Annotated in this window: 23 protein-coding genes and 1 other RNA gene; 15 read left to right on the forward strand and 9 right to left on the reverse strand. The window is 65.6% G+C overall.

What is annotated here, in order from left to right:
* The 12 genes from CFY91_RS02780 to CFY91_RS02835 form a co-directional block, all read left to right on the forward strand.
* The coding region (locus CFY91_RS02780) for an Hpt domain-containing protein (RefSeq protein ID WP_133063664.1) at positions 1 to 3368 on the forward strand (3368 nt) is incomplete at its 5' end.
* Entirely contained in the window at positions 3361 to 4380 is a 1020-nt protein-coding gene (locus tag CFY91_RS02785) for a chemotaxis protein CheB (RefSeq protein WP_093984823.1), read from the forward strand. The genes CFY91_RS02780 and CFY91_RS02785, both read left to right, overlap by 8 nt.
* A gap of 16 nt (positions 4381 to 4396) precedes the next feature.
* The gene (locus tag CFY91_RS02790) at positions 4397 to 4873 is read left to right on the forward strand and encodes a chemotaxis protein CheW (RefSeq protein ID WP_093984824.1); all 477 of its coding nucleotides are present in this window, start codon (positions 4397 to 4399) and stop codon (positions 4871 to 4873) included.
* Positions 4874 to 4916: 43 nt separating this feature from the next.
* Positions 4917 to 5531, forward strand: a complete 615-nt coding sequence (locus CFY91_RS02795) for a YqiA/YcfP family alpha/beta fold hydrolase (RefSeq protein ID WP_093984825.1) — start codon at positions 4917 to 4919, stop codon at positions 5529 to 5531.
* A 15-nt stretch (positions 5532 to 5546) separates the two neighbouring features.
* Positions 5547 to 7436, forward strand: a complete 1890-nt coding sequence (gene parE / locus CFY91_RS02800) for a DNA topoisomerase IV subunit B (RefSeq protein WP_093984826.1) — start codon at positions 5547 to 5549, stop codon at positions 7434 to 7436.
* Complete coding sequence (locus CFY91_RS02805) at positions 7433 to 8422, forward strand: esterase-like activity of phytase family protein (RefSeq protein ID WP_093984827.1); 990 nt, start codon at positions 7433 to 7435, stop codon at positions 8420 to 8422. The genes parE and CFY91_RS02805 overlap by 4 nt, the downstream gene beginning before the upstream one ends.
* Positions 8419 to 8940 (forward strand): retropepsin-like aspartic protease family protein, encoded by a 522-nt coding sequence (locus CFY91_RS02810; protein WP_229727134.1) that lies wholly within the window; start codon positions 8419 to 8421, stop codon positions 8938 to 8940. Before CFY91_RS02805 ends, CFY91_RS02810 begins: the two co-directional genes overlap by 4 nt.
* Positions 8941 to 8947: 7 nt before the next feature.
* Positions 8948 to 11206, forward strand: coding sequence for a DNA topoisomerase IV subunit A (parC, locus tag CFY91_RS02815; RefSeq protein ID WP_093984828.1), 2259 nt, complete (start codon positions 8948 to 8950; stop codon positions 11204 to 11206).
* A gap of 3 nt (positions 11207 to 11209) precedes the next feature.
* On the forward strand, positions 11210 to 12340 hold the full coding sequence (locus CFY91_RS02820; RefSeq protein ID WP_229727150.1) for an ABC transporter permease: 1131 nt from the start codon (positions 11210 to 11212) through the stop codon (positions 12338 to 12340).
* A complete protein-coding gene (locus CFY91_RS02825) occupies positions 12340 to 13110 on the forward strand; it encodes an ABC transporter ATP-binding protein (protein ID WP_093984830.1) in 771 nt (256 codons plus the stop codon). Before CFY91_RS02820 ends, CFY91_RS02825 begins: the two co-directional genes overlap by 1 nt.
* Complete coding sequence (locus CFY91_RS02830) at positions 13107 to 14063, forward strand: MlaD family protein (RefSeq protein ID WP_093984831.1); 957 nt, start codon at positions 13107 to 13109, stop codon at positions 14061 to 14063. Before CFY91_RS02825 ends, CFY91_RS02830 begins: the two co-directional genes overlap by 4 nt.
* Positions 14064 to 14069: 6 nt before the next feature.
* Positions 14070 to 14756 carry a PqiC family protein gene (locus tag CFY91_RS02835; protein WP_093984832.1) on the forward strand — a complete coding sequence of 229 codons (687 nt, stop codon included), beginning with the start codon at positions 14070 to 14072 and terminating at the stop codon, positions 14754 to 14756.
* Here the strand turns inward: CFY91_RS02835 and CFY91_RS02840 are convergent.
* Positions 14746 to 15726 carry an NADPH:quinone oxidoreductase family protein gene (locus tag CFY91_RS02840; protein ID WP_093984833.1) on the reverse strand — a complete coding sequence of 327 codons (981 nt, stop codon included), beginning with the start codon at positions 15724 to 15726 and terminating at the stop codon, positions 14746 to 14748. The two genes, CFY91_RS02835 and CFY91_RS02840, sit on opposite strands and share 11 nt — an antisense overlap.
* Before the next feature lie 124 nt (positions 15727 to 15850).
* Here CFY91_RS02840 and CFY91_RS02845 point away from each other — a divergent pair, with 124 nt between their 5' ends.
* A complete protein-coding gene (locus CFY91_RS02845; protein WP_093984834.1) occupies positions 15851 to 16300 on the forward strand; it encodes a flagellar basal body-associated FliL family protein in 450 nt (149 codons plus the stop codon).
* A gap of 18 nt (positions 16301 to 16318) precedes the next feature.
* On the opposite strand, the gene CFY91_RS02850 is transcribed toward CFY91_RS02845, so the two are convergent.
* The 8 genes from CFY91_RS02850 to CFY91_RS02885 all read right to left on the reverse strand — a co-directional run bounded on the left by CFY91_RS02850 (position 16319) and on the right by CFY91_RS02885 (position 23656).
* Complete coding sequence (locus CFY91_RS02850; RefSeq protein WP_093984835.1) at positions 16319 to 17437, reverse strand: ABC transporter permease; 1119 nt, start codon at positions 17435 to 17437, stop codon at positions 16319 to 16321.
* A complete protein-coding gene (gene rbbA / locus CFY91_RS02855) occupies positions 17437 to 20166 on the reverse strand; it encodes a ribosome-associated ATPase/putative transporter RbbA (protein ID WP_093984836.1) in 2730 nt (909 codons plus the stop codon). Before rbbA ends, CFY91_RS02850 begins: the two co-directional genes overlap by 1 nt.
* Positions 20163 to 21239: an HlyD family secretion protein gene (locus CFY91_RS02860; RefSeq protein ID WP_093984837.1), complete on the reverse strand. Its 1077-nt coding sequence runs from the start codon at positions 21237 to 21239 to the stop codon at positions 20163 to 20165. The genes rbbA and CFY91_RS02860 overlap by 4 nt, the downstream gene beginning before the upstream one ends.
* A gap of 176 nt (positions 21240 to 21415) precedes the next feature.
* A complete protein-coding gene (locus tag CFY91_RS02865; RefSeq protein ID WP_093984838.1) occupies positions 21416 to 21889 on the reverse strand; it encodes an EVE domain-containing protein in 474 nt (157 codons plus the stop codon).
* Positions 21890 to 22286: 397 nt separating this feature from the next.
* Positions 22287 to 22892: a 5-formyltetrahydrofolate cyclo-ligase gene (locus CFY91_RS02870; protein ID WP_093984839.1), complete on the reverse strand. Its 606-nt coding sequence runs from the start codon at positions 22890 to 22892 to the stop codon at positions 22287 to 22289.
* 8 nt (positions 22893 to 22900) lie between these two features.
* Positions 22901 to 23078: non-coding RNA, 6S RNA (gene ssrS / locus CFY91_RS02875), on the reverse strand.
* Between the two features lie 51 nt (positions 23079 to 23129).
* The gene (locus CFY91_RS02880) at positions 23130 to 23450 is read right to left on the reverse strand and encodes a cell division protein ZapA (protein ID WP_093984840.1); all 321 of its coding nucleotides are present in this window, start codon (positions 23448 to 23450) and stop codon (positions 23130 to 23132) included.
* The gene (locus CFY91_RS02885; protein ID WP_093984841.1) at positions 23447 to 23656 is read right to left on the reverse strand and encodes a TIGR02449 family protein; all 210 of its coding nucleotides are present in this window, start codon (positions 23654 to 23656) and stop codon (positions 23447 to 23449) included. The genes CFY91_RS02880 and CFY91_RS02885 overlap by 4 nt, the downstream gene beginning before the upstream one ends.
* A gap of 147 nt (positions 23657 to 23803) precedes the next feature.
* On the opposite strand from CFY91_RS02885, the gene CFY91_RS02890 reads away from it, so the two are divergent.
* On the forward strand, positions 23804 to 24358 hold the full coding sequence (locus tag CFY91_RS02890; RefSeq protein ID WP_093984842.1) for a UPF0149 family protein: 555 nt from the start codon (positions 23804 to 23806) through the stop codon (positions 24356 to 24358).
* Between the two features lie 10 nt (positions 24359 to 24368).
* A complete protein-coding gene (pepP, locus tag CFY91_RS02895) occupies positions 24369 to 25703 on the forward strand; it encodes a Xaa-Pro aminopeptidase (protein WP_093984843.1) in 1335 nt (444 codons plus the stop codon).
* The last annotated feature ends 1 nt before the right edge of the window (position 25704 follow it).

Below are 25704 nucleotides of genomic sequence, written 5' to 3' on the forward strand. Positions count from 1 at the left end.
AAGCCGAAGCCGAAGCCGAAGCCGAAGCCGAAGCCGAAGCCGAAGCCGAAGCTTCCCTGCCCCTTGCCGTCGAGGCTCCGGCTGAGGCACTGGAAATGGACTTGGGCGAGCTGCCCTCGGTCGATTTTCAGCTACCCGATCTGCCGGCCGTCGAGCCGGCGCAACCTGCCAGCGAGCCGCTCAACCAGGAGGCTGAGTTCAGCTTGCCGTCGCTCAGCGAAAGCGAGTGGGGTTTGCAGGACGCACTGCCGGAACTGGGCCATGCAGGACTGCAGACAGGCCTGCCAGACGCTGCTGACGTGGCGCCGCTGGGCGATTCAATAGAGATGGATTTGGCTGAGCTGGCGGATGCCGAACTCAGCCTGCCGGATCTGCCGCTGCCTGAAGAAACCGCGCAACCTGCTGCCGAGCTGAGCTTGCCGAACGATGCCAGCATGCCGGCACTGAGCGACAGCGAGTGGGCGATACAGGACAGTCTGCCGCAGCTGGGTGCCGAACAGTTGATGGACGAGATGGCACCTGTTGATGCTGAGCCAGAGCCAGAGCCCATGGCGGCGGCAGCAATGGATGAGCAGGATTTCGAGCTGGTGGAAATCTTCCTTGAGGAAGGTTTCGACATCATCGAAAGTGCGGGTGCAGCGTTGCAACGCTGGATGGCCGATACCGATAACAGCCTGGAACTGGAGTCGCTGCAGCGTGACCTGCATACCCTCAAGGGTGGTGCGCGCATGGCGGAAATCAGTGCCATTGGCGACCTGGCTCATGAGCTGGAGTTCCTCTACGAAGGCCTGGGCAATGGCCGGCTGCGTGCCAGCCCGGCGCTGTTCGGCCTGTTGCAGGACTGCCATGACCGTCTGGAGCAGATGCTCGAAGCCCTGCGTGAGCGGCGCGCGCTGCCTGATGGCCAGGCGCTCATCGAACTGATCCAGCGCTTCCGGGCCAATCCCGACGAGCAGCTGAGCATGCCCACGTCGGTGCACCTGCAACCGGCGAGCGAAGAAGAGCCGCTGGTCGAAGCCGATAGCGATATCCTCGACATCTTCCTCGAAGAAGCTGAAGACCTGCTGGAGTCCATCGAGGCCGCGATCGGTCGGATGAGCGGTGGCTCCGAGGATGGCGAGGCACTGGACGATCTGTTGCGGTTGCTGCACACCCTCAAGGGCGGTGCGCGGCTGGCCGGGCAGAAGCGTCTGGGTAATATCAGTCATGATCTGGAGCAGCATCTGACGGAGGCTCGCCGGCAGGGTCAGCCGTGGCCGGAAAGCCTGCAGGTCGACCTGCAATCGGCCTACGAAGGTTTGCAGGGCGAACTGCAACAGTTGCGCGCGCGTCTGGACGAGCAGGGCGAGCCGCCAGTGCCGGTTGCCGAGGTGGCCGCCGAGCCGTTGCGCAGCCAGCTTGCCCAGCCGATTGTCGCCGCTAGCAGTACCGCGCTGGCCCCTAGCCAGACTGCCAAGGTGCTGCCCTTTGTCCAGCAGGCCCGCGAGGCAGCCCAGGAAGCCCTGGCCCGTCGTGCGCCGCAGGAGCTGGTCAAGGTACCCGCGGAGTTGCTCGAAGGCCTGGTCAACCTGGCGGGGGAAACCTCGATTTTCCGTGGCCGCGTCGAGCAGCAGGTGAGCGACTTCAGCTTCACCCTCAGCGAGATGGAAGCGACTATCGAGCGGGTGCGCGACCAGTTGCGCCGCCTCGATACGGAAACCCAGGCGCAGATTCTCAGCCGTATCCAGGCCGAGGCGGAGCGCGTCGGCTACGAAGATTTCGACCCGCTGGAAATGGACCGCCACTCGCAACTGCAACAGCTGTCGCGTGCGCTGTTCGAATCGGCGTCCGACTTGCTCGACCTCAAGGAAACCCTGGCCACCAAGAACCGCGATGCGGAAACCCTGTTGCTGCAACAGGCACGGGTCAATACCGAGCTGCAGGAAGGCCTGATGCGTACCCGCATGGTGCCTTTTGATCGTCTGGTGCCGCGCCTGCGGCGTATTGTCCGGCAGATCGCTGGCGAACTGGGCAAGCAGGTGGAGTTCCATGTCGGCAACGCCGAAGGGGAAATGGACCGTACCGTGCTTGAACGCATCGTTGCGCCGCTGGAACACATGCTGCGTAATGCCGTCGACCACGGTATCGAGTCACAAGAGCAGCGCCAGGCGGCCGGCAAGCCGGCGGTTGGCAGTATTCGCCTGGAGCTGGGGCGTGAAGGCGGGGATATCGTCCTGACCCTGGCCGACGATGGCGCGGGTATCCGTTTGGATGCGGTCCGCCGCAAGGCCATCGAGCGCGGCCTGATGGATGCCGATGCCAGCTTGTCCGATCAGGAGATCCTCCAGTTCATTCTCGAGGCAGGTTTCTCCACGGCCGAGAAAGTCACGCAGATTTCCGGGCGTGGCGTCGGTATGGACGTGGTGCATTCGGAAGTGAAACAGCTGGGCGGCAGCATGAGCATTGCCTCGCAGCTCGGCCAGGGAACCACCTTCACCATCCGTCTGCCGTTTACCGTGTCGGTGAACCGTGCGCTGATGGTGCTCTCCGGTGAAGACCTGTATGCCATCCCGCTGAACACCATCGAAGGTATCGTGCGGGTCTCGCCCTATGAGCTGGAGGCCTACTACGCGCCTGATGCGCCGCGCTTCGAATACGCCGGACAGGCTTATGAACTCAAGTACCTGGGCGATCTGCTGGGTAACGGCCAGCAACCCAAGCTGGTCGGGCAAAGCCTGCCGCTGCCGGTGATCCTGGTGCGTTCCAAGGAGCATGCCATGGCTGTACAGGTCGACAGCCTGGCCGGCTCCCGGGAAATTGTGGTGAAGAGCCTTGGCCCGCAATTTGCCGGCGTGCACGGCATTTCCGGGGCGACCATCCTCGGTGATGGTCGCGTGGTGGTGATTCTCGATCTGCTGGCGACCATCCGCGCGCTGCATGCGCACCAGGCCAGCCTGCAGGCCCGCACGCGGCCGCAACTGGCGCCTGTGGCGGAGGTCGAGCAGGCCCGTCCGACGCTGGTCATGGTGGTGGATGACTCGGTAACCGTGCGCAAGGTCACCAGCCGTCTGCTGGAACGTAACGGTATGAACGTGCTGACCGCCAAGGACGGGGTGGATGCCATCACCCAGCTGCAGGAACACAAGCCCGACATCATGCTGCTGGATATCGAAATGCCGCGCATGGACGGTTTCGAAGTGGCGACCCTGGTGCGTCACGACGCACATCTCAAGGACCTGCCGATCATCATGATCACTTCGCGAACCGGCGAGAAGCACCGTGAACGCGCCATGGCGATTGGCGTCAACGAATACCTGGGCAAGCCCTATCAGGAAAGCCAGCTGCTTGAAACCATCCAGCAGCTGATCAAGGACCCGCGCAATGTCTGATAAAACCGCTGCACGGATTGCCGTGCTCGCCGACACCTCGCTGCAACGTCATGTGCTGCAACAGGCACTGACCGGCAACGGTTACCAGGTGGTGCTCAACAGCGACCCCGGGAAGATCGACCAGGACAGCCTGGCGGCCTGTGATACGGACCTGTGGCTGGTCGACCTGGCCCAGTCGGAAGACTCGCCACTGGTCGATGAGCTGCTGGAGAATGCCAGTGCTCCGGTGTTGTTCGGCGAGGGGCACGCTCCCGAGCGGCATTCGGAAAACTACCCGCGTTGGGAGCGCAGCCTGTTCAGCAAGGTCAAACGCCTGGTCGGTGATCCTACCGCGGCAGTTGGCCCCAGCTTGCAGGCCCTGCTTGACGAGGGGCAGCGACCGAGCCGCCTGAACCTTCCCGAAGCGTTGGCCGAAGCCCCCTTGCAGGCTGGCGCGCCGGCGCGCCAGGTATGGCTGCTGGCGGCTTCGCTGGGTGGTCCGGTAGCGGTCAAGGCGTTTCTCGATGCCTTGCCCGGTGGTTTGCCGCTGGCCTTTCTGTATGCCCAGCACATCGATGCGGCCTTCGAAGCCAGTCTGCCCCAGGCGGTTGGCCGGCACAGCCAGTGGAGTGTCAACCCGGTACGCCAGGGCGACCAGCCGCGCTGTGGCGAAGTATTGGTGGTGCCGGTCAGTCACGAACTGGCCTTTGGCGACGAGGGCCAGATGCTGGTCACCGAGCGCGCCTGGCAGGAGCCCTACAGCCCGTCCATCGACCAGATGATGCTTAACCTGGCACAGGCCTATGGCAGCCAGTGCGGCGTCATTGTGTTCAGTGGCATGGGCAGTGACGGCAGCGCAGCCGCTGCCTACGTCAAGCGCCAGGGTGGCGAGATCTGGACCCAGCGTTCGGAGAGCTGTATCTGCCCGAGCATGCCCGACAGCCTGCGTGAGGGTGGTTTCAGCAGTTTCAGCGGCGATCCGCGCGAACTGGCTGCTGCCCTTGTCGATCACCTTGCCGCCCAGTGCGCCTGAGCCGGAAACCACGCCCATGAGCCAAGCCGTAGCTACCCGTGACGAGGCCAGCGAAGTCCTGACCGCGCTGCTGATTCCCCTGGCTGACCGCCAGTTGCTGCTGCCCAACACGGCGGTTGCTGAACTGATTGCCTATCGCTCGCCGATTACCAGTGACGGCATGCCTGACTGGTTTCTTGGGCAGATCGCCTGGCGTGACCTGAGTCTGCCCCTGCTGTCCTTCGAGCTGGCCAGTGGGGGTTCGCAACCGCCGCGAGAGGACGTGCGGGTTGCCGTGCTGAACGCGATTGGCGGACGGCCGCTGCTCAAGTTCATTGCCTTGCTGGTGCAGGGTATCCCCCATGCACAGAAGGTTTCCAGCGATCTGCCGCGCGCCGACGTGGCCCTGGCACCCCTGGAGCTGGATGCCGTGCAGCTGGGCGAGCAGGTCGCGCGCATTCCCGATCTGCTGGCGCTGGAGCAGTTGCTGGCGGATGCCGGACTGATCGAATAAGCCGCGCTGCGCGGGTCGTCCGGCGGCCCGTCGCCCCGGGTAGATGACGGTGAGTCCGCTTCTTTATATCCATGGCCTGAACAGTTCTCCGGCTTCCAGCAAGGCGCGTATCCTGCAAGCGGTCATGCAGCGTATTGGTCTGGCCGGGCAATTGCGTATTCCCGCGTTGCATCATCATCCACGCCAGGCCATCGCCCAGTTGCAGCAGGCCATCGCCGAGCTGGGGCGGCCCTTGCTGGTCGGCAGCTCGCTGGGTGGCTACTATGCAACCTTCCTGGCCCGCCAGCACGACCTGCCGATGCTGCTGATCAATCCGGCGGTGTTGCCACACCGGCGTTTTGCCGGGTATCTGGGCGAGCAGTGCAACCATTACACTGGCGAGCGCTGGTGGCTGGATGAAACGCATGTACAGGCGCTGGCCGAGCTGGAGGTGCCGCCGCCCGAGGCGCCGGCGCGTTGCCAGGTCTGGCTGCAGACGGCCGACGAAACCCTCGACTACCGCGAGGCTGAGCGTTACTACCGTGCCTGCGCGCTGACCATCGAGGCCGGCGGTGAGCACGGTTTTGCCGGCTTTGCCCTGCACGTGCCACGCCTGCTGGCATTTGCCGGCATCGCCGCCGAACACTGGCGGCACCTGGATTTTTCCGCGTTCAACTGACAGACAAGAGAGCCCATGACTGCCTACAACGCCGACGCCATTGAAGTCCTCTCCGGTCTCGACCCGGTGCGCAAGCGCCCAGGCATGTACACCGACACCGCGCGGCCCAACCATCTGGCCCAGGAAGTCATCGACAACAGCGTCGACGAGGCCCTGGCCGGTCACGCCAAGGTCATCCAGATCATTCTCTACGAAGACAACTCGCTGGAGGTGCTCGACGACGGGCGTGGCATGCCGGTGGATATCCACCCCGAAGAAGGCATTCCCGGTGTCGAGCTGATCCTCACCAAGCTGCATGCTGGCGGCAAGTTCTCCAACAAGAACTACCAATTCTCCGGCGGCCTGCACGGCGTGGGCATTTCGGTGGTCAATGCGCTGTCCAACCAGGTCGAGGTACGCGTCAAGCGCGACGGCAACGAATACCGCATGACCTTCGCCGATGGCTTCAAGGCCAGTGATCTGGAAGTGGTCGGCACGGTGGGCAAGCGCAACACCGGCACCAGCGTGCGCTTCTGGCCCGATGCGCAGTATTTCGATTCGCCGAAGTTTTCCATCAGCCGTCTCAAACATGTGCTCAAGGCCAAGGCGGTGCTCTGCCCCGGCCTGGATGTCAGCTTCACCGACAAGAACACGGGCGAGACCACCCGCTGGTACTTCGAGGACGGCCTGCGCTCCTACCTGGTGGATGCGGTCAGCGAATGTGCCCGCCTACCCGAGGAGCCGTTCTGCGGCAGCCTGGCCGGTAGCAAGGAGGCGGTCGACTGGGCGCTGCTGTGGTTGCCGGAAGGTGGTGAGTCGCTGCAGGAAAGCTATGTCAACCTGATTCCCACCGCGCAGGGCGGCACGCACGTCAACGGCCTGCGCCAGGGCCTGCTGGATGCCATGCGCGAGTTCTGCGAGTTCCGCAACCTGTTGCCGCGTGGCGTCAAGCTGGCCCCGGAAGACATCTGGGAGCGCATTGCCTTCGTCCTCTCGATGAAGATGCAGGATGCGCAGTTCTCCGGGCAGACCAAGGAGCGCCTGTCCTCGCGCGAGGCCGCGGCCTTCGTCTCCGGCGTGGTCAAGGACGCCTTCAGTCTGTGGCTCAATGCGCACCCGGAGGTCGGTCAACAGCTGGCCGAGCTGGCCATCAGCAACGCCAACCGCCGCCTCAAGGCGGGCAAGAAGGTCGAGCGCAAGAAGATCACTCAGGGCCCGGCGCTGCCCGGCAAGCTGGCTGACTGCGCCGGGCAGGAGCCGATGCGCGCCGAACTGTTCCTGGTCGAGGGTGACTCCGCCGGTGGTTCGGCCAAGCAGGCCCGCGACAAGGAGTTCCAGGCCATCATGCCGTTGCGCGGCAAGATCCTGAATACCTGGGAAGTGGATGGCAGTGAAGTGCTGGCTTCCCAGGAAGTCCACGATATCGCCGTGGCCATTGGCCTTGATCCGGGCTCCAGCGACCTGTCGCAGCTGCGCTACGGCAAGATCTGCATCCTCGCCGACGCCGACTCGGACGGCCTGCACATTGCCACGCTGCTCTGCGCGCTGTTCGTGCGCCACTTCCGCCCGCTGGTGGAAGCAGGGCATGTCTACGTGGCCATGCCGCCGTTGTACCGCATCGACCTCGGTAAGGAGGTGTTCTACGCCCTGGATGATGCCGAGCGCGATGGCATCCTTGAGCGCCTGCTGGCCGAGAAGCGTCGTGGCAAGCCGCAAGTCACCCGCTTCAAGGGCCTTGGCGAGATGAACCCGCCGCAGCTGCGGGAAACCACCATGGACCCCAATACCCGGCGCCTGGTGCAGCTGACCCTGGATGACTTCGAGGGCACCCGGGAAGTCATGGACATGTTGCTGGCCAAGAAGCGCGCCGGCGATCGCAAGAGCTGGCTGGAGAGCAAAGGCGACCTCGCCGAGGTACTGGTGTGAGGGCTGGCCTACTCATTGGCAGCCTGCTGCTGGCTGCCAGCACCTGCGCCAGCGCCGCGCCGGAGCGCATTGCGCCGCTGGTCTTGCTGGCCGAATACCCGGTGCTCGGCATGCCGTCGGGCAACCTGTCGGGGCTGGCGCAGTGTGGTGATGAACTGCTGGCGGTCAGCGACCGCGATGACCGGCATATCTATCGCCTGCAGGTGCATGAGCAGACCCTGCTGGCCGAGGCACTGGCCATTCAGGTGCCGCCCGTACCGCCCAGCGCACTGCCCTGGGGCTTGCTGGCGCGTGCCTGGTTGGCCGGGCCATGGCGCGGTGGCCAGCTGGACTTCGAAGGCATCAGCTGCGATGCCGCCGGCAATCGTTACCTGCTTAGTGAGGCGCGGGCCAGTGTGCTGCGTGTCGATCGCCAGGGCCAGGGCGAGTGGTTGCGTCTGCCGCAGGCGCTGGTACGCCAGGCCCGCGCCAGCGGCATGCTGCTGCAGGCCAACGCCCTGCTCGAAGGCATTGCCGTGGCGGAGGATGGCCAGCGCCTGTGGCTGGCCGCCGAGCGACAGCGCCGGGGGCTGCTGCTGACCCATTGGCAGGGCGGACGCTGGCGTTGCCTGGGCAACTGTGTCCTGCTCAGCGAGAGTGCCCCGCTGCCCGCGCCAGCCGTGTATGGCGAACGCCGCTTGCCGAGCAGCTTCAATGCGCTGAGCCTGCACGGCGAGAAACTGTTTACCCTGGAGGGGCATCACTGGCGACTCTGCCGGCGGCATGCGCAGCGCGCCGAGGTTGAGCGCTGCTGGTCGTACGGCGAGTTTGCCCTGGACGCATCACGCCGCTATCGGCTGCCCTACGGCATGGCCGAAGCACTGCAGGTAGATGCCGAAGGCGCCTGGATCGGCGTAGACAACGGCGGTCAGCCACGCGGCGATGGTGAGCAGCGGCCGATCGTCTGGCGCGTCGCCGCGCCAGCGCACGGCTGGTTGGCGCCATGACGGCGACGACCCTGCGCTACGCCAACCGGGTGATGCTGATCGTTGCCTGGCTGGCCGCCTTGTTGCTGGCGACGCAATTCTTCGCCCGCTGGGAGGAGCGCCGCGAGCATCCCAATCGCGAGCCGCTGTCGCGTCAGGGCGAGGGTTTTGTTGAAGTTCAGCTGGCCAGCAGCCGGGGTGGTCATTACCTGTTGGACGGGCAGATCAATGGTCAGCGCGTGACCCTGTTACTGGATACCGGCGCCACCGCCGTGGCGGTGCCTCAGACGCTGGCCGCAACGCTCGGCCTGCAGCCTGGCGCAACGCTTAGCGTGCGCACGGCTAACGGCACGGTCCAGGCCTGGCGTACGCAGATTGACCGGCTGCAGCTGGGCGCCATCGAGTTACGTGACGTTGCCGCGCTGATCACCCCCGCCATGGAGGGCGATCAGGTGCTGTTGGGCATGAGCGCCCTGAAACGTCTGGAATTTACCCAGCGCGACGGCCAGTTGCTGTTGCGCCAAACCACCTTGCCATGAGGCCCGCATGAGCCAAACCCTCGACCTTAGCCTGGACGGCGTAGAGCGCCGCTCGTTGGCCGACTTTACCGAGAAGGCCTACCTCAACTATTCCATGTACGTGATCATGGACCGCGCCCTGCCGCATATCGGCGATGGCCTGAAGCCCGTGCAGCGGCGCATCGTCTATGCCATGAGCGAGCTGGGCCTGGACGCCGACGCCAAGCACAAGAAGTCGGCGCGTACCGTCGGTGACGTGCTCGGCAAGTTCCACCCGCACGGCGACATCGCCTGCTACGAGGCCATGGTGCTGATGGCGCAGCCGTTCAGCTACCGCTACACGCTGGTCGACGGCCAGGGCAACTGGGGTGCGCCGGACGATCCCAAGTCCTTCGCCGCCATGCGTTACACCGAGGCGCGGCTGTCGCGTTACTCGGAAGTGCTGCTCAGCGAACTGGGCCAGGGCACGGTGGACTGGGTGCCGAACTTCGACGGCACCCTGGACGAGCCGGCCACCCTGCCGGCGCGGTTGCCCAACCTGCTGCTCAACGGCACAACGGGGATTGCAGTCGGCATGGCCACCGATGTGCCGCCGCATAACCTCAGGGAAGTGGCGTCGGCCTGCGTGCGCCTGCTCGATGAGCCGAGCGCCACGGTCGAGCAGCTCTGCGAGCACATCCAGGGCCCGGACTTCCCCACCGAAGCCGAGGTCATCACGCCCAAGGCCGATCTGCTGAAGATCTACGAAACCGGCCGTGGTTCGGTGCGCATGCGTGCCGTATACCGCGTGGAAGACGGCGATATCGTGGTCACCGCGTTGCCGCACCAGGTCTCCGGAGCCAAGGTGCTGGAGCAGATCGCCGCGCAGATGCAGGCCAAGAAGCTGCCGATGGTCGCCGACCTGCGCGACGAGTCGGACCACGAGAACCCTTGCCGCATCGTGATCATCCCGCGCTCCAACCGGGTGGATGCCGACGAGCTGATGACTCACCTGTTCGCCACCACCGACCTGGAAAGCTCCTACCGGGTCAACACCAACGTCATCGGGCTCGACGGCAAGCCGCAGGTGAAAGACCTGCGCACCCTGCTCAGCGAATGGCTGGTCTACCGCGTCGGCACCGTGCGCCGCCGCCTGCAGTTCCGCCTGGACAAGGTGGAGAAGCGCCTGCACCTGTTGGAAGGCCTGCTGGTGGCCTTCCTCAACCTGGACGAAGTGATCCATATCATCCGCACCGAGGATTCGCCCAAGCCGGTGCTGATGGCGCGCTTCGGCCTGACCGAGGTGCAGGCCGACTACATCCTCGACACCCGCCTGCGTCAGCTGGCGCGGCTGGAAGAGATGAAGATCCGTGGCGAGCAGGACGAGCTGGCCAAGGAGCGCGACAAGCTGCTGGCCCTGCTCGGCAGCGAAGCCAAGCTGAAGAAACTGGTGCGTCAGGAAATCCTCGACGACGCCGAGAAGTACGGCGATGCCCGCCGCTCGCCGATCGTCGCCCGCGCCGAGGCCCGCGCCCTCAGCGAAACCGAGCTGATGCCGACCGAGCCGGTCACCGTGGTGCTCTCGGAAAAAGGCTGGGTACGCTGCGCCAAGGGCCACGACATCGACGCCACCGGCCTGTCCTACAAGGCCGGCGACGGCTTCAAGGCCGCCGCGCCCGGCCGCTCGAATCAGTACGCGGTGTTTATCGACTCCACCGGGCGCAGCTACTCGCTGGCTGCGCATTCGTTGCCGTCGGCGCGTGGCCAGGGTGAGCCGCTCACCGGCCGTCTGCAACCGCCGCCCGGCGCGACCTTCGAATGCCTGCTGCTGCCCGATGACAATGCCCTGTATGTGATCGCCTCGGACGCCGGCTACGGCTTCCTGGTCAAGGGCGAAGACCTGCAGGCCAAGAACAAGTCGGGCAAGGCCCTGCTCAGCCTGCCGGAAGGCGCGCGGGTGATGGCGCCACGTTTGGCCGGCAGCCGTGACAGCGACTGGCTGGCGGCGGTGACCAGCGAGGGCCGCCTGCTGGTGTTCAAGGTCGCCGACCTGCCGCAGCTGGCCAAGGGCAAGGGCAACAAGATCATCGGCATCCCCGGCGAACGGGTGGCCAGCCGTGAGGAGTACCTGACCGACCTGGCCGTGCTCGGCGAGGGCTGTGCCCTGGTCTTGCAGGCCGGCAAGCGTACCCTGACCCTCAAGCCGGATGACCTGGAACACTACAAGGGTGAGCGTGGCCGGCGTGGCAACAAGCTGCCGCGTGGCTTCCAGCGCGTCGATGGCTTGCTGGTCGAGGCATTGGGCTAAGTGATGGCCGGCCCTGGCGAACCCGCCGAGCTGCGCTGGCAGGCGGCCGCAGATGGCCAGTTGCTGCTCTGCCTGAGCGGTGCCTGGACCCTGCAGCAGGCCAAGCCGGACTTGCCGGCGCTCTGGCAGAGCCGCCCACGCGGGCAGACCGAGGTGCAGCTGGCGGTACAGCCTTCGGCCTGGGACAGTAGCCTGCTGGCTGCCCTGCGGCGTTTGCAGCAGCTGGCCGAGGCCGATGGCTTGCGCGTGCATTGGCTAACCCTCCCGGAGGGGGTGGAGCGCCTGCTGCAGATGGCCGCCACGCCTTCGGTGCAGGCCCAGGCCAAGGCACCGCCGCGTTACGGCTGGGTGGCTCGTCTGGGCTTGTTGCAGCTGGGGCTGCTGGGCAGTCTGCGTCAGGCCTGCCAGTTCGTCGGCGAGGTGGTGCTGGCGCTCGGTCGCCTGGCCAGCGGGCGGGCGCGTATGCGCAGCGGCGACTTCTGGCTGGCCCTGCAGCAATGTGGGCCGGGTGCCCTGCCGATTGTCGCGCTGATCGCCAGCCTGGTGGGGTTGATCCTCGCCTTCGTCGGTGCCGCCCAGCTGGAGGCCTTCGGTGCCCAGCTGTATATCGCCAACATGGTGGCCATCGGCATGACCCGCGAGATGGGCGCGCTGATGACCGCGGTGATCATGGCCGGGCGCACCGGCGCGGCCTATGCTGCGGAGCTGGGCAGCATGCAGGCCAACGAGGAAGTGGATGCACTGAAGACCTTTGGCTTTCCGCCGCTGGAGTTTCTCGTTCTGCCACGCCTGCTGGCGCTACTGGTGGCCATGCCGGTGCTCTGCGTGTTCGCCGATGTGCTGGGTATCTTTGGTGGCTTTGTCATCGGTGCCGGGCTGTTCGATATTTCCGCGCCGCTGTACCTGGCGCAAAGCCTGGAAATGCTCAGCCTGACCGACTTTCTCATCGGTATCTTCAAGAGCCTGGTGTTTGCCGTGCTGATCGGCCTGATCGGCTGTCACTACGGCCTGGCCAGCGGGCGTAACGCCCAGGCGGTCGGTCAGGCGACCACCCGTGCGGTGGTCAGTATCATCGTGGCCCTGGTGGTCAGCGACGCGCTGATCACCCTGATCTGTACACGGCTGGGCATCTGATGAGTACCCCGGTATTGCGCGCTGAACAGCTGAGTGCCGGCTATGGCAGCCTGGTTATCCAGCGCGATCTGAATTTCAGCATTGCCGCCGGCGAGGTGTTCGTCATCATGGGCGGCAGCGGGTGTGGCAAGAGTACCCTGTTGCGCCACCTGATCGGTCTGCAGGCACCGCTGGCCGGGCGCGTGCTGTTCCGCGGCGAAGACTTCTGGGCGCGCAGCGCGGATAGTCGTGCGGCCCTGCAGCAGCACTTCGGCGTGCTTTACCAGAATGGTGCCTTGTGGGGAGCGATGACCCTGCAGGAGAACATCGACCTACCGCTGGCCACCTATCGTCCGCAGCTGTGTGCCGCCGAACGGCGTGAGCTGGCGGAAATCAAGCTGGCCCTGGTCGGTCTGGCCGGGTGTGCCGAACTGTATCCGGCCGAGCTGTCCGGTGGCATGCGCAAGCGCGCCGCACTGGCCCGTGCGCTGGCGCTGGACCCGCAGGTACTGTTCTTCGACGAGCCCTCGGCGGGGCTCGATCCGCTCAGCTCGCAGGCGCTCGACGAGCTGATCCTGCAGCTGCGCGACAGCCTCGGTTCGAGCATCGTGCTGGTCACCCATGAGCTGCCGAGCATCTACCGGGTGGCCGACACCTGCCTGTTCCTCGATAATCAGACCCGTACGCAGATCGCCCTGGGCCCGTTGCAGCAGCTGCTCGACGAAGGGCCCGAGGTGGTCCAGCGATTTCTCCGCCGTGGCGACACGGCGCACGGCATGGAGCGCAGATGAGCGAAGCCCGCAAACCTTTCCTGATCGGAGCCTTCCTGCTGGCCGGCCTGGCGCTGCTGGCGGCAGGCGTGCTGCTGCTGTCGCGGGACAGCTGGTTCAGCCAGCCCAGCGAGTACGTGGTGTACTTCACCGGCGCGCTGGACGGCCTGGATGTCGGCGCCGACGTCACCTACCGCGGCGTCAAGGTCGGCACGGTGCGGGAGATCCGCCTGTCCTATGACCGCGAACTGCAGGATGTGGTGATGCCGGTGATCGTGCGTATCAACAACCCCGGCGACAGCTCCGGGCGGGGGCGTGGCTTCGAGCGGGTGCTGGGCCAGTTGATCGAGCGCGGCCTGCGTGCCCAGTTGCAGACCCCCAGTCTGCTCACTGGCAAGGCCATCGTGGCACTGGACATGTTTCCCGGGCAGCAGGGCTATGTTCACACACACACCGATCTGAACGACTTGCCGGTGATTCCCAGCGTGCCCTCGCGCATCGACCAGGCCGCCGACGTGCTGCGCGAACTGGTGGCCAGCCTGCGCGAGCTGCCGCTGCAGGCGATGATCGACTCGGCCAATCGCACCCTGAGCAGTATCGAAAAACTCACCAGTTCGCCGGATCTGCAGCAGGGCCTGGGCAACCTGAACAGCCTGCTGGCGCGTCTTGACCGGCTGAGTGCCAACCTGGAGCGCCAGTTGCCGCCGTTGCTGGACAGTGCGCAGAGCGGCAGCCACGACCTGGGTGCGGCGGTCGCCGACATTCGCCGGGCTGCCGAGCAGGCCGCCCAGGCCCTGCAGGAGGTCAATGCGCTGGCCAGCGACAGCCGGCGCAGCCTCGGCCCGCAGTCGGAGGTGCAATATGAAATGTTGCGCGCCCTGCAGGAGCTCAGCCAGGCCGGTAAGGCCCTGCAACGTACGGCGGAGGGGCTGGACCAGCAGCCGCAATCGCTGATCTTTGGCAAACAACGGTAACCGTTCATGACTGTCTTGCGTTATTCCCTGTGGCTGCTGCTGCTTGCCCTGCATGGCTGTGCGCTGCAACCCCCCGCCCAGTTCTACCAGTTGCAGGATGGCGCGCCGCCGCTGCCGGCGGCTGACCAGGGGCCGGCGTTGTTGCTGGGGCCGTTGCAGCTGGCCGACTATCTGCAGCGCGAGAACCTGGTGCAGCGCCAGGCCGACGACAGCCTCAGCCTGAGCCAGGAGGCCCGCTGGGCGGGCAGCCTGCAGGATGATGTCGGCCAGTTGCTGCTGCGCCAGCTGGCCAGTCGCCTGCAAACCAGCCGCATTGCCCTGTATCCGGATCGGGTGGGTTTCGATAACCAGTTGCAGGCGGTGCTGAGCATCAGCCGCCTGGACTCCGGTGCCAGCCAGCCGGCTCGCCTGCAGGCGCAGTGGCGCCTGCTGGATGGCCAAGGGCAGTTGCGTGGCAGCCGGCTGCTCAGCCTGCAGGCCGAGCACGATGGCACAGCGCGCGATCAGGTGCGTGCGCAGAGCGAGCTACTGCAACAGCTGGCCGCCGAGCTGGCCGCAGCAATCCGTGCTTTGCCGCCGAGCACGCCGCCGCCGCGGCCCGGCAAGCGAGCGCCCGCGGCCAAGGCGGGTAGCGGCAGCGCCCCTGCGCCGCTGCCGCCGGTGTTGCAGGCGCCGGGGCGGATCAGCTTCTGACGTCGATCACCAGCTTGCCCACGGCACGGCGCTCGGTCAGGGCATCGATGGCCTGGCCGGCCTCGGCCAGGCTGTAGCGCTGGGATACCAGCGGCTTGAGCTTGCCTTCGGCATACCAGGCGAACAGTTGCTGGAAGTTGGCAACGTTGTCCTGCACCTGGCGCTGGGCGAACGCACCCCAGAACACCCCGACCAGCGACGCGCCCTTGAGCAGCGGCAGGTTGGCCGGCAGGGCGGGAATCTCCCCGCTGGCAAAACCGATCACCAGCAGACGGCCATTCCAGGCGATGCAGCGGAAGGCCTCCTCGAACAGCGGACCGCCCACCGGGTCATAGATCACGTCGACGCCCTTGCCGCCGGTTAGCTTCTTCAGCTCGTCCTTGAGGCTTTGCTCGCGGTAGTTGATCAACTGGTCGGCGCCGGCCTGGCGGGCCACCTCCAGCTTCTCGGCACTGCTTGCTGCGGCAATCACCGTGGCGCCCATGGCCTTGCCGATTTCCACGGCGGCCAGGCCCACCCCGCCGGACGCCCCCAGTACCAGCAGGGTTTCGCCTGGCTGCAGGTTACCGCGCTGCTTGAGGGCATGCATGGAGGTGCCGTAGGTCATGCCGAACGCCGCCGCACTGGCGAAGTCCATGCCGTCGGGCATCGGTAGCAGATTGTAGGCGGGCACGCAGACCTGCTCGGCAAAGCTGCCCCAGCCGGTGAGGGCCATGACCCGCTGGCCGACCCGGTACTGGCTGACCTTGTCGCCGACCGCGCTGATCACCCCGGCCGCTTCACCGCCCGGAGCAAAGGGGAAGGGCGGCTTGAACTGGTACTTGCCCTGGATAATCAGGCTGTCGGGGAAGTTCACCCCGGCGGCGTGGACATCGAGCAGCACCTCGTTGGCCTTGGGCGTGGGGCTGGGGATGTCTTCCAGCTGCAGGCTGGAGGCGGGGCCGAAGGCCTTGCACAGCAGTGCTTTCATCGCGGTATTCCTTAACGGGGATGGCTGCCTCAGTGTAGGGGGCGTTGGGGGGCGGTCAATCAGCATGCCGTCAGCTGATGGCGGGGCATAAGCGTTGGGCTTGGGTGTGCGTCGGGCAACGGCTATGCTTGGGCGCATTGCCCTTGGAGGAATTGCCGTGAAGATCACCCGTAGCCTGTTGCTGGCCCTGTTGCTGCCCTTTGCCCTGTTCGCGCAGGCCGAGGAGGAGAAGGAAGGTGAGGCGGCCAAGCCCGCCGCCGCCTATGTCACGCTGTTCCCCGCGCTGGTCGGCAACTTTGGTCCGGGGCCGCGCCTGCAGTACTACAAGGCCGATATCGCCCTGCGTGTCAGCGGTAGCGAGGCAGAGACCAAGGTGGCCTATCACGAGCCGTTGATCCGCAATCAGCTGATCGAGCTGTTCTCCCAGCAGACCCAGGAGTCGCTGGCCACCCTGGAGGCCAAGGAAGCGCTGCGCCAGGAGGCCTTGCGCCTGACCCGCCAGGTCCTGGAGCAGGAAGAGGGGCAGCCGCTGGTCGAGGACCTGTTGTTCAACAACCTGATCGTCCAGCCCTGAAACCCGGCGCGGCGGGCCTCAGGCCATCTGCGCCAGGGTCTTGCGAAAGCGCAGTAGCGCGGCGAGGAAGAACAGGCTGCCGATGACGATGATCGCCAGCAATTGCGGCCAGACGATCGACAGCCCGGCGCCTCGGTAGAGAATGGCCTGCGCCAGACTGACGAAGTGCGTGGTAGGGGCCGCCAGCATGAGCTGCTGGACCAGTTCGGGCATGCTCTCGCGCGGCGTGGTGCCGCCGGAGAGAATCTGTAGCGGGATCAGCACAAGGATGATCAGCAGGCCCAGTTGCGGCATCGAGCGCGCCACGGTGCCGAAGAAAATACCCATCGAGGTCGTGGCGAACAGGTGCAGCGCGGTAGCGCCGAGGAACAGCAGTAGCGAGCCGTGAATCGGCACCTGCAGCCAACCCTGCACCACCAGCAGTAATGACAGCGCGGTGGCCAGCAATACCACCAGCCCCATCGACCAGACCTTGGCCAGCATGATTTCCAGCGGCGTCACCGGCATCACCAGCAGGTGTTCCACGGTGCCGTGCTCGCGCTCGCGGATCAGCGCCGCCCCGGTGAGGATGATCGACAGCATGGTGATCTGGTTGATCACTTCCATCACCGAGCCGAACCAGGCCCGGGTCAGGTTGGGGTTGAAGGACACCTTGACCTGCAGCTCGGCGGCCTGCGCCGGCGTGCCCCGGTAGTGCTGGAGGAATTCACTGACTTCCGCCAGGCCGATGCTCTGGATATAGCCGGCGCCGGTGAAGGCCTGGCTGACCTGGGTGGCATCGACATTCAACTGCACTGCCGGCCGCCGCCCGGCCAGCACATCACGCTGGAAGTTGGCCGGAATATTCAGGGTGAAGGTATAGCGCCCGCCATCCATGCCGCGATCCATCTCGGCCAGGTCGATACGCTGCGGGGTGCGGAAGTACGGCTCCTGGAAGGCATCGACCAGGCGTTGCGAGAGCGCTGAACGGTCCTCGTCGACCACCGCGATGCTCGCGTGGTGCAGGCTTTCCGGCATGCTGCTGGCCGCGGTGTAGACGCCAAGGCTGAAGGCCCAGAGGATCAGCAGCAACAGGGCATAGTCGCGCTGCAGGCTGCGCAGTTCCTTGAGGCCGAGCTGGAAGATGTTGGACAGCATCAGACCTCCTGTTTTTTCAGCAGTCGGGCGCTGAGCAGGGTCAGTAGCGGGATGGTCAGCAACAGGGCCAGGAACTGTGGGTACAGGTCACTCAGCTGCAAGGCCTTGGAGAAGGTGCCACGGCTGATCACCAGGAAGTGCGAGGTCGGATACAGGTGGCCGATCAGCGCGCCAAAGCCTTCCAGTGACGACACCGGGTAGATCAGCCCGGCGAACTGGATGGCCGGGACCAGTGTGGCGATGGCGGTGCCGAACACCGCAGCGATCTGGCTGCGTGTGAAGGTCGACATGAGCAGGCCCAGGCCGGTGGCGCAGAAGATGTACAACAGGCCACCGAGCAGCAGGGTGGCCGGGCTGCCCTTGAGGGGGACGTCGAACACGCCGACCGCCAGCAGCACCAGCAGCAGGAAACTGAGCATGCCCAGCGCGACATAAGGCAGCTGTTTACCCAGGAGAAATTCCAGGCGGGTAACCGGGGTGACGTAGAGGTTGATGATCGAACCCAGCTCCTTTTCGCGCACCACGCCCAGCGCGGTGAGCATGGCCGGGATGAGCATCAGCAGCAGCGGGATGACCGCCGGCACCATGGCCTTGAGGCTTTCCACGTCGGGGTTGTAGCGGTAGCGCACCTCCAGGTTCACCGGCAGCGCTGCGCTGGCCTGGCTGGACTGGCGGGCCAGTTCCTGCAGGTAGCTCTGGTGCATGCCCTGCACATAGCCCTTGATGGTTTCCGCACGGGTCGGCATGGCGCCGTCGATCCACATGGCGACCTGTGGGCTGGCGCCGCGTTTCAGGTCACGGGCGAAGTTCGGCGGGATTTCCACGGCCAGGCTGATTTCGCCGCTGCGCATGCGTCGTTCCAGCTCGGCATAGTCGTGCAGGGGCGGGCGCTCGATGAAATAGCGTGAGCCCACCAGGTTGAGCAGGTATTGCTGGCTGCTGCCGCTCTGGTCGCGGTCGAGCACGGCGAAGGACAGGTCTTCGACATCCAGGCTGATGCCGTAGCCGATGATGAATAGCAGCAGCACGGTACCGAACAGCGCCATGCTGCCGCGCAGTAGGTCGCGGCGCAGCTCCAGGGCCTCACGCCAGGCATAGCTGAACAGGCGCAACAGGCTGAAGCGCGGGCTGGCCGCCGACGGACGTGGACTGGCCGGCGTGGCCGGGTTGTCGGTTGGCGCGGGCGGACTGCCCACGGCTTCCTGCAGATAGGCGACGAAGGTGGCTTCCAGGCTGGGCAGACCGCGCTTGGCCATCAGGCCGGCCGGGGTGTCGCTGTCGAGCACCTTGCCGGCATGCATCAGCGAGATGCGGTCACAGCGCTGGGCTTCGTTCATGAAGTGGGTGGAGATGAAGATGGTCACCCCGTCGCGGCGCGACAGGTCGATCATCAGCTGCCAGAAGCCGTCGCGGGCCACCGGGTCAACCCCCGAGGTGGGTTCGTCGAGGATAAGGATTTCCGGCTGGTGGATCACCGCCACGGCCAGTGACAGGCGCTGGCGCAAGCCAAGCGGCAGGCTGTCCGGCAGGCTGTCGAGCACCTCGGCGAGGTCGAAACGCTCGACCATCTCGGCGACGCGCCCGGCAATCTGTGCCGCGGGCAGATGGAACAGCCGGGCATGCAGCTCCAGGTTCTGACGCACGCTCAGTTCGCTATACAGCGAGAAGGCCTGGGACATGTAGCCGACCCGCCGACGAGTCGCCATGTCGTGCGGGTCGATGGCCTGGCCGAACAGGAAGGCTTCGCCGGAGCTGGCCGGCAGCAGCCCGGTGAGCATCTTCATGGTGGTCGATTTGCCGCAGCCGTTGGAACCGAGGAAACCGAAGATTTCCCCGCGCTCGATGCGGAAATTGACCCGGTCGACGGCCACGAAGTCGCCGAAGCGGCAGGTCAGTTCGCGTGCCTCGATGGCGATCTGCGCGGCTGCATCGTGCTGGGTTCGCGGCGGGATGTGCAGGGCCTGGTGATTGCGCCGTCGTGCTTCCGGGAGCAGGGCGATGAAGGCCTCTTCCAGGGTGGCGCAGGCGGTGCGCTGGCGCAGTTCGGCGGGGCTGCCGGCGGCCAGCAACTGACCGTCGTTGATCGCCAGCAGGTGGTCGAAGCGTTCGGCTTCCTCCATGTAGGCGGTGGCCACCAGCACGCTCATGTGCGGGCGCTGCTGACGGATGCGTGCGATCAGCTCCCAGAACTGGTTGCGTGACAGCGGGTCGACGCCGGTGGTCGGTTCATCGAGGATCAGCAGGTCGGGATCGTGGATCAGCGCGCAGCACAGTCCGAGCTTCTGTTTCATGCCGCCGGACAGCTTTCCGGCCGGGCGTTCGCGAAAGGCTGCCATGCCGGTGCTGCGCAGCAGTTCATCGATGCGCGCCTCGCGTTCGGCGCGGTCCTGGCCGAACAGCCGGCCAAAGAAGTCCAGGTTCTCGAACACCGACAGCGTCGGGTAGAGATTCTTGCCCAAGCCCTGCGGCATGTAGGCGATATGCGGGCAGACCTGGCGGCGGTGGCGACTGCTGGCCATGTCGCCGCCCAGCACGTCGACCTGGCCCTGCTGGATTTGCCGGGCGCCGGCGATCAGCGCCAGCAGGCTGGACTTGCCGACGCCATCCGGGCCGATCATGCCGACCATCTGCCGGGCGGGGATCTCCAGGCTGACCTGGTCCACCGCCAGCTTGTCGGCATAGCGCAGGCTGACCTGTTGCAGCCTGGCGACCACCTCCGCGCTGTTCATTCAGGCACGCGCAGGGCCAGTTCGTCCGGCCACTGCAGGCTCTCGTCCAGGCGCAGGTAGGCCATGCCGGGAACCCCGGTCTTGACCTGCTGCAGGTGCTTTTGCAGGAGCGCCGGGTCGAGGCGCGCCTTGACCCGGAACATCAGTTTCTCCCGCTCGTTGGCGGTTTCCACGGTCTTCGGTGTGAATTGCGCGACGCTGGCCACGTAGCTGACACGGGCAGGAAGCACATACTGCGGCGCGGCATCTATCACCAGGCGTACCTCCTGGCCGAGGGCCACGCGTCCGGCGACGCGCTCCGGGAGGAAAAAGGTCATGTAGACATCGCCCAGGTCGACCAGGTTGAGTACCCGGCCGCCCGCCCCGAGTACCTCGCCAGGTTGGGCCAGGCGGTACTGGATGCGTCCGGCGCGCGGTGCCTTGAGCTGGCTGTCGTCGAGGTCCGCCTGCAGGCGTGCCACGCTGGCGCGCGCGGCTTCGATGGCCGACTCGGCTTCGATGACCTGCGAGCGTGCGGCGCTGATGCCGGCTTCGGCGGAGAGCACTTGGGCGCGTGCCGCGGCCAGAGCGGCCTCGGCACTCTGCCGACGGGCCAGGTCGTCGTCCAGTTGTTGCTGGGCCAGGGCATTGCGTGCGACCAGCGCGGCGCTGCGCACATGGCGCTTGCGTGCGGCGTCCAGTTCGGCCTGGCGCTGGCGGACGATGGCGGCGGCGGTCACGGCCTCGCTTTCGCGCAGGCTGACCTGCGCCTCGGCAGTGCGCCGGCTGTTCTCGGCCTGGCGCACCTGGGCTTCGGCCTGGGCCAGTTGTGCCTGCAGTACCTGGGTATCCATGCTGGCCAGCACATCACCGGCGCTGACGAAGTCACCTTCCTCGACGGCAATGCTGGCGATGCGTCCGCCCAGCTTGCTGGCGATATCCACTTCGGTGGCTTCGATACGCCCGTTGCCGCTGGCAAAGCCTTCACCGAGCCCCTGCGGGCGCAGTTCATACCAGGCCAGCGCCACGGCCGCACACACGGCGGCGCCTATGGCCAGACGGCTTATCCAGGGGGTGCCGTTACGCGTGTTCATCCATTTGCCTCGTGCCAAAAGGTGCGCGACACGGCCAGCGGCCTGCCGGGCACGGAACATCGATCAGAAAGGGTGTTGTTATTGTGCGCCTCTGCAGGGCGGCTGACGGCGCCATTGCGGCTTGTCGACTGTGCGCGGAGTATGGCCGAACAGTCAACAACGCGCGTTGATGTGCATCAACCTGGCGGAACGTCGGCCAGCGTGCAGAGGGCCTGCCAGGCCGCTGTACTGACCGGCATGACGGACAGGCGGCTACCCTTGCGCAGCAGTTCCAGGTCGGCGAGCGCTGCCTGATGGGCCTGGGTGCGCAACTGGCGCAGGCTCAGCAGGGGTTGGAAACGGCAGACGAAAGCGACCTCGACGGCTGACCAGGGGTTCTCGCCGCGCAGGCAGCGCGGGTCGTGATAGACACTCTGCGGGTCGCAGGCGGTGGGGTCGGGGTACGCCGTCCGGACGATTTCGCCGATCCCTGCCAGGCCTGGTTCGGCACAGCTGGAGTGATAGAAGAAGAACCGCTCACCCACCTGCATCTGGCGCAGGAAGTTGCGCGCCTGGTAGTTGCGTACGCCATCCCAGCGAGCCTGGCCGCGCTCGGCCAGGTCGTCGATGGAGAATTCGTCGGGCTCGGATTTCATCAGCCAGTAGGGCATCGGCTTTGCTTCCTAGTGCGATTCAGTGCACAGAATAGATTGTCAGACAAGGATCATACTGCGGCGATTACTGGAGTTTGACGCCAGAAATTTGCATTGTTCCGCCAGCTTTTCGGAGAATGCCTCGCCTGGCTTGCCAGGCCAACCGCACAGGGTTTGTGGCGGCTTTGGGGAATGGACAGTCCCTGCCATAAACAAGAGCAACAAGGTCGTCATAACGACTGCGTGCAGCTCCGCCGGCGCTGATTGCGTCGCGGGAACTGAACGACTTCGCGGGGGCAGGTATGCAAGGCAAGAAACCGGATCTTCTCTGGGTATTGGTCATTCTTCTCGGGCTCGGCCTAGTAACCACGGCCTACAGCCAGGCACTTTGGCAGCCACAGGCCGAGACCGTCATTCAGCAACCGTAGCGGCGTTGCGCGGTGATCACGCCGTGCAACGGTACGTCCCAGCTGGCCAGCGGCAGGCAGGCAACCTTCTGGCACTCATGAGCCAGGCCGAACAGACGCGGCCCGAGCAGGCGCTTGCGGCGCTGGCGATAGGCCAGGCTGCGGTCGTAGAAGCCGCCGCCCATGCCCAGGCGGCCACCCTGTTCATCGAAACCCACCAACGGCAGCAGCAACAGGTCGAGTGCCCACAGTGGGCGTTGCCGGGCGCGATTCGGGCGCGGTTCGGCTATGCCGAAACGGTTGCGTTGCAGGCGCTCGCCAGGCAATAGGCGCTGCATGCGCATGTGCGTGCGCGGCCAGCTGGCCAGTACCGGCAGGTAGGTATGCTTGCCGCGGCGCTGAGCGGCGCGCAGCAGGGGTTGCGGGTCGATTTCGCCATCGTTGGGCAAATACAGCGCGATGTGTCGGGCGCGGCGGAAATTGGGATGTTGCGCCAGTTGCCGATACAGACCGAGGCTGGCCTGCCGTTGTTCCAGCCGGCTCAGCGCGCGGCGCGCTTCGCGCAGCTGGCGGCGCAGGCTATGGCGGGTAGGCTGTTCGGTAGGGATGGACATCCTGAAAGAGGCTCCCCGGTAGTGCCGCTGTCGGTTTAGCCCTTGAACCCGAAAGTTCAAGGTGGAGGTGACACAAGGCGTTAAGGCTTTCCGTCGGGCGGACATGCACACCGGCCTTGGTGGCACCCCCGTGGTTGTGCGTATCGGCTCAGGGACATCACCGACTGGCCAACACCCCAGGGATGTGCGGATTATACCGCCATCTGCCTGCGCGTCGGTTGCCGTTTGCTAAAAAACTCAGAACAGGCTGCGGGTGTCCTGCTCGCTATCGCCCAGCGCCTGTTCGACCTTGTCGAGCAGATCACGTACCTGTTGCTGGGTATCGCTGGCTTCTTGGTCGAGGCGATCCTGCTTGTGCAGCAGGTCGTGGGTGATATTCAGTGCGGCCATCACGGCAATCCGGTCGGCGCCGATCACCTTGCCGCTGGAGCGGATCTCGCGCATTTTGCCGTCCAGATAGCGCGCCGCGCTTTCCAGGTTGCCGCGCTGCTCTGGCGGGCAGGCAATGCAGTATTCCTTGTCGAGAATGTGCACGGTGACGGTATTGGCTTGGCTCATGTGTCCTGCTCCAGGGCCTTGAGGCGAGAAATCATCGCTTCGACCTTCTGACGGGCGGTTTCGTTCTTTTCGATCAGTTGGGCACGTTCCTCGCGCCAGGCCTTCTCGTTGGCCTGCAACAGGCGATTGTGTGCCTTCAGCTGCTCCACGCGACGCAGCAACTGGTCCAGCTTGGCGGTCAGACTCTGCAGGTCGGTATTGGGCATGGGGTCTTTCTTCGCTGCCAAATGGCGCGACTATAGCGCAAGCCAGGCGTGGGCGCATGGGCTGGCGTGATTGGTCTTGGCCCGTGGCGGGGTGCTAGGATAGCGGCCTTCCAATCCAGTGATTGCGCCGAGTGGCGTCCCTTGCCCATGTCCGAATCCCGTTCTGCCTATTCCGCCTTTGCCGACCTGCTGGCCACCTGCGAGCAGCCTGTTTCCCCCGCCGAACTGCATGGCCTGCTGGTCGGGCGCAGTTGTGCCGGCGCGGGCTTTGCCGCAGAGGGTTGGTTGCAGGATGCTGTCGAGCTGCTCGGCGAGCCACTGCCCGATACGGTACGCCAGGCCCTGCTGGGCTTGCAGGACATGCTCCGCAACGAGCTGGCCGGCGGCGAGATGGCGCTGCTGGTGATGCTGCCCGACGACGAGCAGCCGTTGTTGCAGCGCGCCCAGGCCATGGGCCAGTGGTGTCAGGGCTTCCTCACCGGCTTTGGCCTGACCGCCGGTGACCGCGCGCTGTCTGGCGAAGCGGTCGAGGTGCTCGAGGACCTGGCGTCGATTGCCCAGGTCGAGGAAGCGCTGGAAGAGTCCGAGGACGGCGAGAGCGATTTCATGGAGGTCATGGAATACCTGCGGGTTGCCCCGCTGTTGCTGTTCGCTGAGTGTGCCGCGCCCCTGGCGGCCGAGAATAAGCCGGCCCTGCACTGAGGTTGTTCGCATGTCGCGTATTCCCAAGGCTGAATATGCCCGTCGGCGCAAGGCGCTGATGGCGCAGATGGAACCCAACAGCATCGCCATCCTGCCGGCGGCGCCGGTGTATATCCGCAACCGCGACGTCGAGCATGTGTATCGCCAGGACAGCGACTTCCAGTACCTCACCGGCTTCCCCGAACCGGAGGCGGTGCTGGCGCTGATTCCCGGCCGCGAGCATGGCGAGTACGTACTGTTTTGCCGCGAGCGCAATCCCGAGCGTGAGCTGTGGGATGGTCTGCGCGCCGGCCAGGAAGGTGCGGTCAGCCAGTATGGCGCCGACGACGCCTTCCCGATTGGCGATATTGACGACATTCTGCCCGGGTTGATCGAGGGGCGTGATCGCGTCTACTACGCCATTGGCTGTAATCAGGAGTTCGACCACCGGCTGATGGAGTGGATCAACCTGATCCGTTCCAAGGCCCGCCAGGGCGCGCAGCCGCCCAACGAATTTGTCGCCCTCGACCATCTGTTGCACGACATGCGCCTGTACAAGAGCGCGGCCGAGGCCAAGGTGATGCGCGAGGCCGCTGAGATCAGCGCGCGTGCCCATGTCCGGGCCATGCAGGCGTGCCGCGCCGGCCTGTACGAGTACCATCTGGAAGCCGAGCTGGACTACGAGTTCCGCAAGGGCGGGGCGAAGATGCCGGCCTACGGCTCGATTGTCGCTGCCGGACGCAATGCCTGCATCCTGCATTACCGCGAGAATGATGCACCGCTCAAGGACGGCGACCTGGTGCTGATCGACGCCGGTTGCGAGATCGACTGCTACGCCAGCGACATCACCCGCACCTTCCCGGTCAGCGGCAGCTTCTCGGCCGAGCAGAAGGCGATCTACGAGCTGGTGCTGGCCGCCCAGGAGGCCGCTTTCAAGGAAATCGCTCCGGGCAAGCACTGGAATGAAGCGCACGAGGCGACGGTACGGGTGATCACCGCCGGCCTGCTCGAGCTGGGCCTGCTCGAAGGTGCGCTCGACGAGCTGATCGCCGCCGAGGCCTACAAGCCCTTCTACATGCACCGCGCCGGCCACTGGCTGGGCATGGATGTGCACGACGTCGGCGACTACAAGGTCGGCGGCGAATGGCGCGTGCTCGAGCCGGGCATGGCGATGACGGTCGAGCCGGGTATCTATATCGCCGTGGACAACGAGCAGGTCGCCAAGAAATGGCGCGGCATCGGCGTGCGCATCGAAGATGACGTGCTGGTGACCAGGAGCGGCTGCGAGATCCTCACCGGCGGCGTGCCGAAAAGCATCGCCGAGATCGAGGCGCTGATGGCCGCCGCGCGCAACGGGGCTGCCTGAG

The organism is Pseudomonas fluvialis, from assembly GCF_002234375.1.
GTDB classification, from domain to species: domain Bacteria; phylum Pseudomonadota; class Gammaproteobacteria; order Pseudomonadales; family Pseudomonadaceae; genus Aquipseudomonas; species Aquipseudomonas fluvialis.